At 70.0% G+C, this 17,232-nt stretch carries 9 protein-coding genes; 5 read left to right on the top strand and 4 right to left on the bottom strand.

Annotated features, from left to right (window positions below):
- Positions 1-3 precede the first annotated feature (3 nt).
- Positions 4-828: a 2,3,4,5-tetrahydropyridine-2,6-dicarboxylate N-succinyltransferase gene (gene dapD, locus FFS10_RS03365; RefSeq protein ID WP_137891462.1), complete on the bottom strand. Its 825-nt coding sequence runs from the start codon at positions 826-828 to the stop codon at positions 4-6.
- Positions 825-2,042, bottom strand: coding sequence for a succinyldiaminopimelate transaminase (gene dapC, locus FFS10_RS03360; protein ID WP_137891460.1), 1,218 nt, complete (start codon positions 2,040-2,042; stop codon positions 825-827). Before dapC ends, dapD begins: the two co-directional genes overlap by 4 nt.
- A 139-nt stretch (positions 2,043-2,181) precedes the next feature.
- Here dapC and smc point away from each other — a divergent pair, with 139 nt between their 5' ends.
- The 4 genes from smc to def are packed head-to-tail and all read left to right on the top strand — an operon-like array spanning position 2,182 to position 9,471.
- Positions 2,182-5,697 carry a chromosome segregation protein SMC gene (gene smc, locus FFS10_RS03355; protein ID WP_137891458.1) on the top strand — a complete coding sequence of 1,172 codons (3,516 nt, stop codon included), beginning with the start codon at positions 2,182-2,184 and terminating at the stop codon, positions 5,695-5,697.
- A gap of 26 nt (positions 5,698-5,723) precedes the next feature.
- Positions 5,724-6,767, top strand: a complete 1,044-nt coding sequence (locus tag FFS10_RS03350) for a cell division protein ZipA C-terminal FtsZ-binding domain-containing protein (protein ID WP_137891456.1) — start codon at positions 5,724-5,726, stop codon at positions 6,765-6,767.
- 56 nt (positions 6,768-6,823) lie between these two features.
- A complete protein-coding gene (gene ligA / locus FFS10_RS03345; protein WP_137891454.1) occupies positions 6,824-8,935 on the top strand; it encodes an NAD-dependent DNA ligase LigA in 2,112 nt (703 codons plus the stop codon).
- Positions 8,932-9,471 (top strand): peptide deformylase, encoded by a 540-nt coding sequence (gene def / locus FFS10_RS03340; RefSeq protein WP_137891452.1) that lies wholly within the window; start codon positions 8,932-8,934, stop codon positions 9,469-9,471. The genes ligA and def overlap by 4 nt, the downstream gene beginning before the upstream one ends.
- Before the next feature lie 44 nt (positions 9,472-9,515).
- On the opposite strand, the gene FFS10_RS03335 is transcribed toward def, so the two are convergent.
- Together FFS10_RS03335 and map are read right to left on the bottom strand one after the other, a co-directional pair.
- The gene (locus FFS10_RS03335; RefSeq protein WP_137891450.1) at positions 9,516-12,137 is read right to left on the bottom strand and encodes a [protein-PII] uridylyltransferase; all 2,622 of its coding nucleotides are present in this window, start codon (positions 12,135-12,137) and stop codon (positions 9,516-9,518) included.
- Between the two features lie 46 nt (positions 12,138-12,183).
- A complete protein-coding gene (gene map, locus FFS10_RS03330) occupies positions 12,184-12,987 on the bottom strand; it encodes a type I methionyl aminopeptidase (protein ID WP_137891448.1) in 804 nt (267 codons plus the stop codon).
- A 148-nt stretch (positions 12,988-13,135) separates the two neighbouring features.
- On the opposite strand from map, the gene purL reads away from it, so the two are divergent.
- Positions 13,136-17,146 (top strand): phosphoribosylformylglycinamidine synthase, encoded by a 4,011-nt coding sequence (gene purL, locus FFS10_RS03325; RefSeq protein WP_137891446.1) that lies wholly within the window; start codon positions 13,136-13,138, stop codon positions 17,144-17,146.
- Positions 17,147-17,232 lie beyond the last annotated feature (86 nt).

Raw genomic sequence — 17,232 nt, 5'->3', positions numbered from 1 at the left:
AGCTCAGTCGCGCAGCAGGTCGTTGATGCTGGTCTTGGCGCGGGTCTGGGCGTCCACCCGCTTGACGATGATGGCGGCGTACAGGCTGTACTTGCCGCCGGCCTTGGGCAGGGTGCCGCTGATCACCACCGAGCCGGCCGGAATGCGGCCGTAGCTCACTTCGTCCTTCTCGCGGTCGTAGATCGGGGTGCTCTGGCCGATGTACACGCCCATGGAGACCACCGAGTTTTCCTCCACGATCACGCCTTCGACGACTTCCGAGCGCGCGCCGATGAAGCAGTTGTCCTCGATGATGGTCGGGTTGGCCTGCAGCGGCTCCAGCACGCCGCCGATGCCCACGCCGCCGGAGAGGTGCACATTCTTGCCGATCTGTGCGCAGGAGCCCACGGTGGCCCAGGTGTCGACCATGGTGCCCTCGTCCACGTAGGCGCCGATGTTCACGTAGCTGGGCATCAGGATGGCGCCCTTGGCGATGAAGCTGCCGCGGCGCGCCACGGCCGGCGGCACCACGCGCACGCCGGTGGCCTTCATTTCCTCTTCGGAGAGGTGGGCAAACTTGGTCGGCACCTTGTCGTAGAAGCCCAGGTCGCCGGCGCGCATGAGCTCGTTGTCCTTGAGGCGGAAGGACAGCAGCACCGCCTTCTTGATCCACTGGTGCACCGTCCACTGGCCCACGCCTTCGCGCGTGGCCACGCGCAGGTGGCCGTTGTTGAGCTCGGCGATCACATGCTCGACGGCGTCGGCCACTTCCTTGGGCGCGGCGGCGGCAGAGATGTTGGCGCGGTTGTCCCAGGCGGTGTCGATGATTTGCTGCAGTTGTTGGCTCATGTGCTTGACTTCGGGTTGGATGAGATGAATTGAACGATGCGCTGCGCGGCTTCCAGGCATTCGGCGGTTTCCGCCACCAGGGCCATGCGCACGCGGCCGCGTCCCGGGTTCTGGCCGGCCACCTCGCGCGCGAGGTAGCTGCCGGGTAACACGGTCACATTGTATTGAGCCAGCAAGGCCCGCGCGAACTCGGTGTCGCTGCCGCCCCAGGCGGCGGGCACGCCGGCCCAGAGGTAGAAGCCTGCATCGGGCAGAGCCACGTCCATCACGCCGGCCAAGAGCGGCGTGACCTGGGCGAACTTGTCGCGGTACATGGCACGGTTCTCGACCACATGCGCCTCGTCGTTCCAAGCCGCGATGCTGGCGGCCTGAACCACGGGGCTCATGGCGCTGCCGTGGTAGGTGCGGTAGAGCAGGAATTGCCTGAGGATGGCGGCGTCGCCGGCCACGAAGCCGCTGCGCATGCCCGGCACGTTGCTGCGCTTGGACAGGCTGGTGAAGGCGACCAGGCGTCTGAAATCGGTGCGGCCCAGCTTGACGGCAGCCTCCAGGCCGCCCAGCGGCGGCTCGTCGCGGAAGTAGATCTCGCTGTAGCACTCGTCCGAGGCGATGACGAAGCCATGGCGGTCGCTGAGCTCGAACAGGCGTTGCCATTCCTGCAGCGGCATGACGGCGCCGGTCGGGTTGCCCGGCGAGCAGACATAAAGCAGCTGGGTGCGCGCCCAGACGGCCTCGGGCACGCTGTCCCAGTCCACGGCGAAGTTGCGCGCCGGGTCGCTGGGCGCGTAGTGGGGCCGGGCGCCGGCCAGCAGGGTGGCGCCCTCGTAGATCTGGTAGAAGGGGTTGGGGCAGACCACGGTGGCCCCTTCGCGCGTAGCGTCGACCACGGTCTGGGCGAAGGCGAACAGGGCCTCGCGCGAGCCGTTCACGGGCAGGATCTGCGTTGCCGGGTCTAGGCTGACCCCGTAGCGACGCTGCAGCCAGCCGGCGCAGGCCTGGCGCAGGGCCGGCGTGCCGCCGGTGGCCGGGTAGCCGGCCAGGCCGGTGTCTAGCGCAGCCGCCAGGGCCTGCTTCAGAAACAAGGGCGTGGCGTGCTTGGGCTCGCCTATGCCCAGGCTGATGGGCGAAAAGGCCGGATTCGGCGTCACGGACGCAAAAAGTTCTCGCAGCCGCTCGAAAGGATAGGGCTGCAGGGTCGCCAGGAGGGGATTCATGCCCTGGATTATCCGGGATAGTCACCCGCCCACCGGAGGTGGTCGGTTAACATTGCCCGCTGGCGCCGGCCTCGCCGCGCCCAGGTCCCTAGGTCCTCCCGCGCCAGCCGGTGCGGGCTGCTTCGAATACAAGTTCGCCGTGCGTCTCAATTCCATCAAGTTATCCGGGTTCAAATCCTTCGCCGAGCCCACCAACTTCATGCTGCCGGGGCAGCTGGTGGGTGTGGTGGGGCCGAACGGCTGCGGCAAGTCCAACATCATGGACGCCGTGCGCTGGGTGCTGGGCGAGTCCAAGGCCTCCGAGCTGCGCGGCGAGTCCATGCAGGACGTGATCTTCAACGGCACCACCAGCCGCAAGCCGGCCAGCCGCTCCAGCGTGGAGCTGGTGTTCGACAACGCCGACCACCGCGCCGGCGGCCAGTGGAGCCAGTTCACCGAGATCGCGGTCAAGCGCGTGCTCACGCGTGACGGCACCAGCAGCTACTACATCAACAACCAGCCGGTGCGCCGGCGCGACGTGCAGGACGTGTTCCTGGGCACCGGCCTGGGCCCGCGCGCCTACGCCATCATCGGCCAGGGCACGATCAGCCGCATCATCGAGTCGCGCCCGGAAGAGCTGCGCCTGTTCCTCGAGGAAGCGGCGGGCGTCTCCAAGTACAAGGAGCGGCGCCGCGAGACCGAGAACCGCCTGTCCGACACGCGCGAGAACCTGACCCGGGTCGAGGACATCCTGCGCGAGCTCAACAGCAACCTCGACAAGCTGGAAAAGCAGGCCGAGGTGGCCCAGAAATACACCCAGCTGCAGGCCGACGCCACGCTCCGGCAGCACCAGCTGTGGTTCCTCAAGCGCGCCGAGGCCGAGGCCGACCAGGGCAAGCTCAAGGCCGAGGCCGACAAAGCGGTCAACGACCTCGAGTCGCGCGTGGCCGATCTGCGCCATGTCGAGGCCGACCTCGAGACCATACGCCAGGCGCATTACACGGCGGGGGACCAAGTCAACCAGGCCCAGGGCCAGCTCTACGAGGCCAGTGCCGAGGTGGGCCGGCTGGAGGCCGAGATCCGTTTCGTGGTGGAAGGCCGCCAGCGCGCCGAGCAGCGCCTGGCCCAGCTCAGGGAGCAGGCCGCGCAGTGGGCGGCGCGCAAGGACGAGGCCCTGGCCGAGACCGAGACCCTGGCCGCCCAGGCCATGGAGGCCGAGGAAAAGGCCGCGCTGCTGGCCGCCCAGGTCGAGGAGCAGGCCCTGGCCCTGCCCGACCTCGAGGACGGGCTGCGCCAGGCCCAGGCGCGCGCCAACGCGCAGCGCGCCAGCGTGACCCAGGTGCAGCAGCAGATCCAGGTGCTGGCGGCCGACCAGCGCAACATCGAGGAGCAGTCGCGCCAGCTGGACCAGCGCCGCGAGCGCCTGAGCGCGGACCGCAATGCCCTGGCCGCGCCCGACGCGCAGCGCCTGGCCAACCTGCAGGGCCAGCTTTCGGCGGCCGAGGAGGGCGCGGCCGTGGCCGACGCCCGCCTGCAGGAGCTGCAGGAGCAGGTGCCCCAGCTCGACGAGGTGCGCCGCGCCTTGCAGCAGGCCGTGAACCAGGAGTCGGCCAGGCAGGCCGACCTGTCGGCGCGCATGGAGGCGCTCAAGGCGCTGCAGGAGAAGGTGCGCACCGACGGCAAGCTCAGGCCCTGGCTGGCCAAGCATGGCCTGGACAGCTTGCAAGGCCTGTGGAGCCGCATCCACATCGAGCAAGGCTGGGAGAACGCGCTGGAGGCCGCGCTGCGCGAGCGCCTGGGCGCGCTCGAGGTCTCGCGCCTGGACATGGTGCGCGCCTTCGCCGCCGACGCGCCGCCGGCCAAGCTGGTCTTCTACAGCCCGCCCCAGGCGGCCTTGCCGGAGAAAGCCGGCGCGCTGCCGCGCCTGGCCGACCTGCTGCGCCTGAACGATGCCGGCCTGCGCGCCCTGCTGGGCGACTGGCTCAGCGGCTGCTACACCGCCCCCAGCTTCGAGGAGGCGCTGGCCCAGCGTGGCCAGCTGCAGCCCGGCGAGCTGATCTACGTGAGCTCGGGCCACGCGGTCAGCGCGCATGGCGTGAGCTTTTACGCCCAGGACTCCGAGCAGGCCGGCCTGCTGGCACGCGCCCAGGAGATCGAGAACCTCGAGAAACAACTGCGCGCCCAGGCCCTGATCAGCGAGGAGGCGCGTGCCGCGCTGGTGCGCGCCGAGGCCGCCTACGCTGACGCCTCGCAACGCCTGGTCACGGCGCGGCGCGAGGCCAGCGAGTCGCAGGCGCGCGCGCACGAGCTGCAGGTGGAGAGCCTGCGCCTGACCCAGCTGGCCGAGCAGACCCGCGCGCGCAGCGAGCAGATTGCCGGCGACCTGGCCGAGGTCGACGCCCAGCTCGATGCACTGCAGGAGCGCCGCGTGACGGCCGAGGCACGCTTCGAGGAGCTGGACATGCAGCTGGCCGACAGCCAGGAGCGCCATGCCCAGCTCGACGAGCGCGTGATCGAGGCCGAGCGCAAGCTGGCCGAATGCCGCGAGCAGCAGCGCAGCCTGGAGCGTCAGGCCCAGGAGGCCACCTTCGCCGAGCGCAGCCTGCAGGCGCGCCGCGCCGAGCTCTCTCGCGCCATCGAGACCGCCGCCCAGCAGGCACAGGGCCTGGCCGCCGAGGAGCAGCGCGCCCACGACGAGCTGGCCCGCCTGACCGACGCCGCGGCCCAGGCCGGGCTGCAGGGCGCGCTCTCGCTCAAGCACGAGCGCGAGCAGACCCTGGGCGCCCGCCGCAGCGAGTACGACGATCTCACGGCCAAGCTGCGCGCCAGCGACGAGCGCCGCCTCAAGCTCGAGCGCGAGCTCGACCCGATGCGCCAGCGCATCACCGACTTCCAGCTCAAGGAGCAGGCCGCGCGCCTGGGCCTGGAGCAGTACGCACAGCTGCTCGCCGACAACCAGGCCGACCTGGAGGCTGTGGCCCGCTCGGTGGCCGAGGGCGCGGTGCGCCTGGCTGGCCTGCAGGGCGAGATCGACCGCCTGCACCGCGAGATCGCCGCCCTGGGCGCGGTCAACCTGGCGGCGCTGGACGAGCTCAGCAGCGCGCGCGAGCGCAAGACCTTCCTCGACGCCCAGTCGGCCGACCTGACCGAGGCCATGACCACGCTGGAGGACGCGATCAAGAAGATCGACGGCGAGACGCGCGAGCTGCTGGCCGGCACCTTCAAGACCGTCAACGAGCATTTCGGCCGCATGTTCCCCGAGCTGTTCGGCGGCGGCAATGCCAAGCTCATGATGACCGGCGAGGAGATACTGGACTCCGGCGTGCAGGTCATGGCCCAGCCGCCGGGCAAGAAGAACCAGACCATCCACCTGCTGTCGGGCGGCGAGAAGGCGCTGACCGCGATCGCGCTGGTGTTCGCGATCTTCCAGCTCAACCCGGCGCCGTTCTGCCTGCTCGACGAGGTCGACGCGCCGCTGGACGACGCCAACACCGAACGCTACGCCAAGCTGGTGGCCAGCATGAGCAAGGAAACCCAGTTCCTGTTCATCAGCCACAACAAGATCGCCATGGAGATGGCCGAGCAGCTGATCGGCGTCACCATGCAGGAGCAAGGCGTCTCGCGCATCGTGGCGGTGGACATGGAGTCCGCCGTCGGCATGGCCGAGGCGGCCTGATACCCGATACACGAGGCAACACACGCATGAGTTCATTGCAGATAGGACTGGCGGTCGCCGGCGGCCTGGTGCTCGCCGGCGTGGTGGCGCACAGCGCCTGGTTCTCGCGCCGCAACGCGCCGCGCCAGGCCCGGCCCGAGGCTCGCCCCGCCGAAGAGCCTCGCCTTGACCCGCCGCTGGAAGCGCCGGGCGAGCGCCAGGAGCCGAGCTTCGATTCCACGCTGGCGCCCCTGCCGCTGCCCGAGAAGAAGCCCGGCCTGGACGCGCTGATCGACGTGATCGCGCCGATCGCGCTCGAGGGCCTGGTCTCGGGCGACGCGGCGCTGGCGGCCCTGCCGCCCACGCGCCGCGCCGGCAGCAAGCCGTTTGCCATCGAGGGCCTGAACGAGGCCACCGGGCATTGGGAGCTGCCGCTCGCCGGCCAGCGCTACACCGCGTTCCAGGCCGGCGTGCAGCTGGCCAACCGCATTGGCGCGTTGAACGAGATCGAGTATTCGGAATTCGTGATGAAGGCGCAGGCCTTCGCCGACGCCGTGAACGGCGCGCCCGAGTTTCCGGAAATGCTCGACGAGGTCAACCGCGCGCGCGAGCTCGACCAGTTCGCCGGCGAGCACGACGCCCAGCTCGGCTTCACGCTGCGCGCGCGCAGCGCGGCCTGGAGCCCGGGCTATGTGCAGCAGAACGCGGCGCGCCTGGGCTTCGTGGCCGGGGCGATCCCGGGGCGCATGGTGCTGCCCGCCAGCACCACCGGCCTGCCGCCCATCCTGGTCCTGTCCTTCGACACCCAGGCCGCGCTGGCCGACGACCCGGCCCAATCGGCCATCCGCGAGCTCACGCTGAGCCTGGATGTGCCCCAGGTGCAGCGCGCCGAGCATCCCTTCCAGCGCCTGCGCGAGGCGGCCCAGGTCCTGGCCGAGGCCATGGACGGCTTGGTCACCGACGACCGCGGCCAACGCCTGGCGCAAGAGACCATGGACGGCATCGGCGCCGACCTCGAGCAGCTCTACGACACGCTGGACGCGCGCGACCTCTCGGCCGGCTCGCCCCAGGCGCGGCGGCTGTTTTCCTGAAGGCGGGCGGCGCCCAGCCGTTGCCGCCGCTTACCGAACGATTTTTCCTGCCTGCCATGGCCACCCTGGACCTTTTCTCCGCGGCGCTGCAGCCGTCCGAGCCGCCGGCCGCACGCGCCCAGGCGCTGCGCGCGCTGCTGCACCACCACGCCCATCTCTACTACACGCTGGACGCGCCGGAGATCCCCGACGCCGAGTACGACCGCCTGTTCCACGAGCTGCAGGCGCTGGAGGCGGCCCACCCCGAGCTGCGCGCCCCGGACTCGCCGACCCAGCGCGTGGGCGGCAAGCTGCTCGAGGCCTTTGCCAGCGTGCGCCACCGCGTGCCCATGCTCAGCATACGTACCGAGACCGACACCGAGGCCAGCGGGGCGCGCAATTTCGACGCGCGCGTGCGCCGCGAGCTGGGCTTGTCGGAGAGCGAGCCACCGATCGACTACGTGGCCGAGCTCAAGTTCGACGGCCTGGCCATGAGCCTGCGCTACGAGCATGGCGTGCTGGTCCAGGCCGCCACCCGCGGCGACGGCGAGGTGGGGGAGGATGTCACGCAGAACGTGCGCACCATCGGCCAAATTCCTTTGCGTTTGAATCCTGATGCGCACCCTGCGGGCGCGAAAGCCTTGGGGGTCCCTTCCGTGCTGGAAGTGCGCGGCGAGGTCTACATGCGCCGCGACGAGTTCGAGGCCATGAACGAGGCTCAGCGCGAGAAGGGCGAAAAGACATTCGTCAACCCGCGCAACGCCGCCGCCGGCGCGGTGCGCCAGCTCGACCCGGCCATCGCGGCCCAGCGGCCGCTGAGCTTCTATGCCTACGGCCTGGGCGACCTCACGCCGGCCGAGCAGGGCGGCCCGGCCTTCGAGTCGCATTACGACATGCTGCAGACCCTCAAGGCCTGGGGTTTCCCGGTGACCGAGCTCGTGGCCCGGGTGTCTGGCGCCGACGGGCTGGTGGCCTACCACCAGCGCATAGGTGCGTCCCGTGACCGCCTGCCGTTCGACATCGACGGCGTGGTCTACAAGGTCGACAGCCTGGCGCTGCAGCGCCGGCTCGGCTTCGTCACGCGCGAGCCGCGCTGGGCCGTGGCGCACAAGTACCCGGCCCAGGAGCAGCTGACCGTGATGCAGGGCATAGACGTGCAGGTCGGGCGCACCGGCAAGCTCACGCCGGTGGCACGTCTCGCCCCGGTGTTCGTCGGCGGCGTCACGGTGACCAACGCCACCCTGCACAACCTGTTCGAAATGCGGCGCAAGCGCGTGCGCGTGGGCGACACCGTGATCGTGCGTCGCGCCGGCGACGTGATCCCCGAGGTGGTGGGCGTGGTCGGCGGCCCTCGGGCTCACTACGTCCCCAACTTCCGCATGCCGCGCCGCTGCCCGGTCTGCGGCAGCACCGTGGTGCGCGAAAAGGGCGAGGTCAACCACCGCTGCACCGGCGGCCTGTTCTGCGCCGCACAGCGCAAGGAGGCCATACTGCATTTCGCCCAGCGCCGCGCCATGGACATCGAGGGCCTGGGCGAGAAGCTGGTCGACCAGCTGGTGGAGTCCCACGTGATCCGCACCCTGCCGGATCTCTACAAGCTGGGCTTGACGGCGCTCGCGAGCCTGGAACGCATGGCTGAGAAGTCCGCGCAAAACGTGCTCGACGCGCTGGAGAAGTCCAAGCAAACCACGCTGCCGCGCTTCCTGTTCGGCCTGGGGCTGCGCCACGTGGGCGAGGCCACGGCCAAGGACCTGGCGCGCCACTTCGGCCGCCTCGACGCCATCATGGACGCCAGCGTCGAGCAGCTACTCGAAGTCAACGACGTGGGGCCGGTGGTGGCGCAAAGCATCAGGACCTTCTTCGAGCAGCCGCACAACCGCGAGGTGGTCGAGCAGTTGCGCGCCTGCGGCGTGCGCTGGGAAGAGGGCGAGCCCGCGGCCCAGGCGCCCAAGCCGCTGGCCGGCAAAACCATCGTGCTGACCGGCACCCTGCCCACGCTGAGCCGCGATGAGGCCAAGGACCTGCTCGAGGCCGCCGGCGCCAAGGTGGCCGGCTCGGTCAGCAAGAAGACCGACTACGTGGTCGCCGGCGCGGAAGCCGGCAGCAAGCTCGACAAGGCGCAGGCGCTGGGCGTTCCCGTGCTGGACGAGGCGGGCCTGATGATCCTTTTGCAAGGAGAGCTTTCATGACGGTCCGTGAAATCCTCAAGATGGGCAACCCGCGCCTGCTGCGCGTGGCGCAGCCGGTCAAGGTCTTCGACACGCCCGAGCTGCACGCCCTGGTCGCCGACCTGCAGGACACCATGGTCGCCGCCAACGGTGCCGGCCTGGCCGCGCCGCAGATCGGCATGGACCTGCAGCTCGTGATCTTCGGCAGTGACGCGCCCAATCCGCGCTATCCCGATGCGCCGCGCGTGCCGCGCACCGTGCTGCTCAACCCCGTGGTCACGCCCATCGGCAGCGAGCAGGAGGAGGGCTGGGAAGGCTGCCTGTCGGTGCCCGGTCTGCGCGGCTTGGTGCCGCGCTTTGCGCGCATCCGCTATACCGGTTTCGACCCCTACGGCCGCCCGATCGATCGCCAGGTCGAGGGTTTTCACGCTCGCGTGGTCCAGCACGAATGCGACCACCTGATCGGCACGCTCTACCCGATGCGCATGCGCGACTTCCGGCAGTTCGGCTTCACCGAGGTGCTGTTTCCGGGCTTGGACGCGACACCGGAGGAGTGACGCGCGGGGACGGGGCCCACGGGGCGGCCAGGGCGCCGCGGCCGTCAAGCCTGCAGCGCTTCCAGCAGCTCCGTCTCGATTTCGATCTGCGCCTTGTTCTGCTGCAGCTCGGGCCCGTCGATCAGGAAGGTGTCCTCGACCCGCTCGCCCAGGGTCGTGACCTTGGCCAGCTGCAGGTTGATGTGGTGCCTGGCCAGCACGCGCGCGATGCTGTAGAGCAGGCCCACGCGGTCGCTGGCCGAGATGCTGAGCAGCCAGCGCTGGGCCTTTTCGTCGGGGGTGAGCTGAACGCGCGGCGTGATGGGGAAGCTCTTGACGCGGCGCGACACGCGGCCGCGGCTCGGCGGTGGCAGCGGGCCGCGGGCATCTATGGTCTGGGCCAGCTCGGTCTCGACCATGGTGATGAGCTCGCGGTAATGCTCGGGCAGCATGGCCGTGACGACCTGGAAGGTGTCCAGCGCCCAACCGTTGTGGGCGGTGTGGATCTTGGCGTCCAGGATGCTGAAGCCGGCCTGCTCGAAATAGCCGCAGATGCGCGCGAACAGGTCGGCCTGGTCGGGCGTGTAGACCAGCACCTGCAGGCCCTCGCCGACCGGCGAGATGCGGGCGCGCACGATGGTCTTGCCGGCGCCGGCCTGGCCGGGGCGCGGCACGTGGCGCGAGAGATGGCGTGCGTGCCAGGCGATGTCGGCCGCGTCGTGGCGCATGAAGTAGCCCACGTCCAGCGTGTCCCACAGCGCCTTGTGCGCCTCGAAGGGCAGGGCGTGCAGGGCCAGCAGCACCAGGGCTTCGCGCTTGCGCGCCTCGATGTCGGCGTGCGGGTCGGGCGCGCGGCCGCCCAGCACGCGCAGCGTGTAGCGGTACAGGTCTTCCAGCAGCTTGCCCTTCCAGGCGTTCCAGACCTTGGGGCTGGTGCCGCGGATGTCGGCCACCGTGAGCAGGTACAGCGCGGTGAGGCGGCGCTCGTCGCCGACGCGGCGCGCGAAAGCTGCGATCACGCCGGGGTCGCTCAGGTCTTCCTTCTGGGCGATGCGGCTCATGCTCAGGTGCTCGCCGACCAGGAACTCGATCAGCTGCGCGTCCTCGCGCGCGATGCCGTGCTGGCGGCAAAAGCGCCGCACCTCGGCCGCGCCGAGCTGGGAATGGTCGCCGCCGCGGCCCTTGGCGATGTCGTGGAACAGCGCCGCCGTGTAGAGGATCCAGGGCTTGTCCCAGCCGGCGGCCAGCTGGGAGCAGAACGGGTACTCGTGGGCGTGCTCGGCGATGAAGAAGCGCCGCACGTTGCGCAGCACCATCAGGATGTGCTGGTCCACGGTGTAGACGTGGAACAGGTCGTGCTGCATCTGGCCGACGATGCGTCGGAACACCCAGAGGTAGCGCCCCAGCACCGAGGTCTGGTTCATCAGGCGCATGGCGTGGGTGATGCCCTGCGGCTGCTGCAGGATGCGCAGAAAGGTCTGGCGGTTGACCGGGTCGCGGCGGAAGGCAGGATCCATGATGCCGCGCACGTTGTAGAGCGCGCGCAGCGTGCGCGCCGACAGGCCCTTGATACCCACCGTGGTCTGGTAGAGCAGGAAGGTCTCGAGGATGGCGTGCGGGTTCTTCTCGTAGAGGTCGTCGCTGGCGACCTCGATCATGCCGGCCTTCTCGTAGAAGCGCTCGTTGATCGGACGCAGCTCGCGGGTGGCCTCGCCCTGCTCGCTTTGCAGCCGCTCCTCGATGTTGAGCAGCAGGATCTGGTTGAGCTGGCTCACCGCCTTGGCCGCCCAGTAGTAGCGGCGCATCAGCACCTCGCTGGCGCGCATGGCCAGCCGGCCCTCGGGCGTGGTGCGCGAGCTGTAGCCGAAGGACTCGGCCACCGACGCCTGCAGGTCGAACACCAGGCGGTCCTCGCGGCGCCTGGCAATCAGGTGCAGCCGGGCGCGGATCAGGCTCAGCAGCGCCTCGTTGCGCTTGATCTGGCGCGCCTCGAAGGGCGTGGCCAGGCCCTTGCGCGCGAGCTCGTCCCAGCTTTGCCCCAAGTCGGCGGCGCGGGCCACCCAGAGGATGATTTGCAGGTCGCGCAGGCCGCCGGGCGACTCCTTGCAGTTGGGCTCGAGCGCGTAGGGCGTGTCCTCGAATTTGGTGTGGCGCTGGCGCATCTCCAGCGTCTTGGCCACGAAGAAGGCGCGCGGGTCCAGCGCCGCCTGAAAGCGCGCGCGGAAGGCCTCGAACAGCGCCGCGTTGCCCGTGATCAGGCGCGACTCGAGCAGCGAGGTCTGCACCGTCACGTCCTTGGCGGCCTCGGCCAGGCAGTCGCCCAGGGTGCGCACGCTGGAGCCTATCTCCAGGCCCGCATCCCAGCAGGCGCCGATGAAGGCCTCGATGCGCGCCTTGAGCGCCGGGTCGGCGTCGACGGCCGTGCCGTCGGGCAGCAGCAGCAGCACGTCCACGTCGGAGTGCGGGAACAGCTCGCCGCGGCCGAAGCCGCCGACGGCGGCCAGGGCCAGCGGCGCGCCCAGGCCGGCCTGCTGCCAGAGCTCACGCAGCAGGCCATCGGCCAGGCCGGCGAGCTTCTGCAGGGTCGCGCGCAGGCCGCGCGTGGAGGCGCCGGCCGCGCCCAGCTGCTCCAGCAACTGGGCCTTGTCGCGGCGGTACTGGTCGCGAAGCGCGGGCAGGTCGGTCATGGCGTGCGGCTCAGCAAGGAACATGCCCGCAGCGGCTGGAGCCCGCTCAGGCGTTCACGAAGGCCGGCGGCGGCGGGCTGCCCACGGACAGGGTCAGCACCTCGTAGCCGTCTTCAGTGACCAGCACGGTGTGCTCCCACTGGGCCGACAGCGAATGGTCCTTGGTGACGATGGTCCAGCCGTCGCCCATCTCCTTGATGTCGCGCTTGCCGGCGTTGATCATGGGCTCGATGGTGAAGGTCATGCCGGGGCTGAGCTCGGCCAGGGTGCCGGGCTTGCCGTAGTGCAGCACCTGCGGCTCCTCGTGGAAGCCGCGGCCTATGCCATGGCCGCAGAACTCGCGCACCACGCTGTAGCCCTGGCCCTCGGCGAATTTCTGGATCGCCCAGCCGATGTCGCCCAGGCGCGCACCGGGGCGCACCTGCACGATGCCGTGCCACATGGCCTCGTAGGTGATGGCGGCCAGGCGCCGCGCCGCGATCGAGGCCTCGCCGACCAGGAACATGCGGCTGGTGTCGCCGTGCCAGCCGTCCTTGATCACGGTGACGTCGATGTTCAGGCTGTCGCCCTTCTTCAGCGGCTTGTCGTTGGGAATGCCGTGGCAGACCTGGTGGTTCAGCGAGGTGCAGATCGACTTGGGGTAGGGGATGTAGCCCGGCGGCTGGTAGTTCAGCGGCGCCGGGATCGCGCCCTGCACCTGGGTGATGTAGTCGTGCGCCAGGCGGTCGAGTTCGTTGGTGGTCACGCCCGGTTTGACATGGGGCGTGAGGTAGTCCAGCACTTCGGAGGCGAGCCGGCCGGCCACGCGCATGCCGGCGATGCCCTCGGCGTCTTTGTAGGTGGTCGTCATGGCGGGCATTATCCCATCGAGGGTGGCCAGCCGCAGGCGGCTGGGTTGGCCGGGCGGGTAAAATCGCAGTTTGCCCAAATCGCCCCAGTCAGCGGCGACGGCGGGCGTTTTTTGCCAATCCGCTCTCCCCATCCCCAAGGCCCGCAACGTGACCCTGCACATCACCCAGTTCGAAGGTGGCAACGCCCTCAGCGACTTTCGCGTCCAGCAACTCCTGCCGCGCCTGCAGGCCGTCCACGAGCGGATAGCCGGCATCGCGGCGCGCTTCGTGCACCTGGTGGCCTGCGACGCGCCGCTGGCGCCGGCAGAGCGCGACAAGCTGGCTGCGCTGCTGAGCTACGGCGAGCCCTACGCCGGCGCCGAACAGGGGCTGCTGGTCCTGGTCTCGCCGCGCTTCGGCACGGTCTCGCCCTGGGCCTCCAAGGCGACCGACATCGCCCACAACTGCGGCCTGGCCATCCACCGCGTCGAGCGCGTCACCGAGTACCGCCTCACGCTCAAGGATCCGCTGCTGGGCAAGGCCAGCCTCTCGGCCGAGCAGCTGCAGGCCGTGGCCGCGCTGCTGCACGACCGCATGACCGAGAGCGTGATGTTCGACCGCGCCGAGGCGGCCGGCCTGTTCACCGAGCTGCAGCCGGCGCCCATGGACCATGTGGATCTGCTCGGCGGCGGTCGCGCGGCACTGCTCCAGGCCAACACCCAATGGGGCCTGGCGCTGGCCGAGGACGAGATCGACTACCTGGTCAATGCCTTCCAGGGCCTGGGGCGCAACCCCACGGACGTCGAGCTGATGATGTTCGCCCAGGCCAACAGCGAGCACTGCCGCCACAAGATCTTCAACGCCCAGTTCACGATCGATGGCGTGCCGCAGGACAAGAGCCTGTTCGGCATGATCCGCCACACCCACCAGCAGGCGCCCCAGCACACGGTGGTGGCCTATTCGGACAACGCCTCCGTCATGGAGGGCAGCGAGGTCGAGCGCTTCGTCGCCCCCTTCGAAGCGCTGCAGGCGGACAGCCCCGCGCAGTACCAGAAGAGCCGGGTCACCCACCATGTGCTGATGAAGGTCGAGACGCACAACCACCCCACGGCCATCTCGCCGTTCCCGGGTGCTTCCACCGGCGCGGGCGGCGAGATCCGCGACGAGGGCGCGACCGGCCGCGGCTCCGAGCCCAAGGCCGGCCTGACCGGCTTCACCGTGTCCAAGCTCTGGGGCGGCTGGTCCGACCAGCCGGGCGGCAAGCCCGAGCACATCGCCAGCCCGCTGCAGATCATGACCGAGGGCCCGCTGGGCGGCGCGGCCTTCAACAACGAATTCGGCCGGCCCAACCTGCTGGGCTACTTCCGCGAGTATGAGCTGCCCGTGGGCGGCGTGCAGCGCGGCTACCACAAGCCCATCATGATCGCCGGCGGCCTGGGCACCATAGACGCGCGCCTCACCCAGAAGATAGCGTTCCCCGCCGGCACGCTCTTGATCCAGCTCGGCGGCCCCGGCATGCGCATCGGCATGGGCGGCGGCGCCGCCAGCTCCATGGCCAGCGGCACCAATGTGGCCGAGCTCGACTTCGACTCGGTGCAGCGCGGCAACCCCGAGATCGAGCGCCGCGCCCAGGAGGTCATCAACCACTGCTGGGCCCAGGGCGAGGCCAACCCCGTCCTGGCCATACACGACGTGGGAGCGGGCGGCCTGTCCAACGCCTTCCCGGAGCTGACCAACGACGCCGGCCGTGGCGCGCGCTTCGACCTGCGCGCCGTGCCGCTGGAAGAGTCGGGCCTGGCGCCCAAGGAGATCTGGTGCAACGAGAGCCAGGAGCGCTACGTGCTGGCCATAGCGCCCGAGTCGCTGGCGCAGTTCAAGGCCTTCTGCGAGCGCGAGCGCTGCCCCTTCGCCGTGGTCGGCGTGGCCACCGAAGAGCGTCGCCTGTTGCTGGCCGACGAAGGCAATGAGAGTCCGGTAGAGATGCCCATGGACGTGCTGCTGGGCAAGCCGCCCAAGATGCACCGCGATGTCGAGACCGTGGCGCGTGAGTTCCAGTCTATCGACCTGAGCGGCGTGAGCCTGCAAAAAGCCGTGATCGACGTGCTGAGCCACCCCACGGTGGCCTCCAAGCGCTTCCTGGTCACCATCGGCGACCGCACCGTGGGCGGCCTGACCCATCGCGACCAGATGGTGGGCCCCTGGCAGGTGCCGGTGGCCGACTGCGCCGTCACCCTGGCCGACTACCAGGGCTTCGCCGGCGAGGCCATGGCCATGGGCGAGCGCACGCCGCTGGCCGCGATCGACGCGCCGGCCTCGGGCCGCATGGCCGTGGCCGAGGCCATCACCAACCTGCTGGCCGCGCCCATCGCCCTGCCGCGCGTCAAGCTCTCGGCCAACTGGATGGCCGCCTGCGGCGAGCCCGGCGAGGACGCCGCGCTCTACCAGACCGTCAAGGCCGTGGGCATGGAACTGTGCCCCGCACTGGGCGTCTCGATTCCCGTGGGCAAGGACAGCCTGTCCATGCGCACCCAATGGCGGGTTGAAGGGCAGGCCGACGGCCAGCAGAAGAAGGTCACCTCGCCGGTCAGCCTGATCGTCACCGCCTTCGCCACGCTGGCCGACGTGCGGGGCACGCTCACGCCCCAGCTCGACGCAGCCTGCGAAGACAGCACGCTGCTGCTGATCGACCTGGGCAAGGGCCAGAACCGCATGGGCGGCAGCATCCTGGGCCAGGTGCTGGGCCAGGCCGGCGACGCCGCGCCCGACCTCGACGACGCCCAGGACCTGGTGAAGCTGGTCGACGCGGTCAACGCGCTGCGCGCCCAGGGCCGGATCCTGGCCTACCACGACCGCAGCGACGGCGGCCTGCTGGCGGCGGTGGCCGAGATGGCCTTCGCCGGTCATGTGGGCGTGGCGCTCAACGTCGACCTGCTGGTCACCGAAGGCGACGGCATTTCCGACAGCCGCGCCGAGTACGGCGACGCCAAGAACTGGGCCAGCCAGATCAGCGCGCGCCGCGAGGAGCTCACGCTCAAGGCCTTGTTCAGCGAGGAGCTCGGCGTGGTGCTGCAGGTGGCGACCGCCGAGCGCGACGCCGTCATGCAGACCCTGCGCGAGCACGGCCTGTCCAAGCACAGCCACTTCATCGGCAAGACCCGACCCGCCTCCTCTTCCATCGCCAAGGGCCAGGGCGAGCTCGGCGTCTGGCGCGACACCAAGGAGGTGTTCGCCGCCAAGCTCGAGGACCTGCACCAGGTCTGGGACAGCGTGAGCTGGAAGATCTGCCAGCAGCGCGACAACCCCGCCTGCGCCGACGCCGAGCACGCCGCCGCCGGCGCGCCAGCGGACCCCGGCCTGCACCTGGCGCTGAGCTTCGACCCGGCCGAGGACCTGGCAGCGCCCTTCCTGAACCTGTCCCGGCCCCGCGTCGCCGTGCTGCGCGAGCAGGGCGTGAACTCGCATGTGGAGATGGCCTACGCCTTCACCGAGGCCGGCTTCGACGCCTACGACGTGCACATGACCGACCTGCAGGCCGGTCGCGCCAGGCTGCAGGATTTCAAAGGCATCGTGGCCTGCGGCGGCTTCAGCTACGGCGACACCCTGGGCGCCGGCATAGGCTGGGCGCGCAGCATCACCTTCAACCCGCTGCTGTCCGAGCAGTTCCAGGGCTTCTTTGCGCGCCCGGACACCTTTGCCCTGGGTGTGTGCAACGGCTGCCAGATGTTCGCCGAGTTGGCCGACATCATTCCCGGCGCGCAGGACTGGCCGCGCTTCACGACCAACCAGAGCGAGCGCTTCGAGGCCCGCCTGTCCATGGTCGAGGTGCTGGAATCGCCCAGCCTGTTCTTCGCCGGCATGGCCGGCAGCCGGCTGCCGATTGCCGTGGCGCACGGCGAGGGCTATGCCAACTTCAAGGTCCGCGGCAACGCGGCCAAGGCCGTCGCGGCGATGCGTTTCGTGGACAACTCCGGCGCCCCCACCGAGGCCTACCCGTTCAACCCGAACGGCAGCGCCGGCGGCCTGACCGGCGTGACCACGGCCGACGGCCGCTTCACCGCCATGATGCCGCACCCCGAGCGCGTCTTCCGCAACATCCAGATGAGCTGGACCAGCGGCGACCAGGATGCCTTCAGCCCCTGGCTGCGCATCTGGCGCAACGCGCGCAAGTGGGTCGGCTGACCGCCGCCCCGCACCAGCCCCTGGCCTGCGGCCAGCCATCGGGCCGCAGCGTCGCCATCGATCGTTGCGAACAAAGAGCGACGGCG

Source organism: Ramlibacter sp. 2FC (assembly GCF_005503345.1).
GTDB lineage: Bacteria > Pseudomonadota > Gammaproteobacteria > Burkholderiales > Burkholderiaceae_C > SCMQ01.
This window is presented reverse-complemented; position numbering and strand designations above follow the sequence as displayed.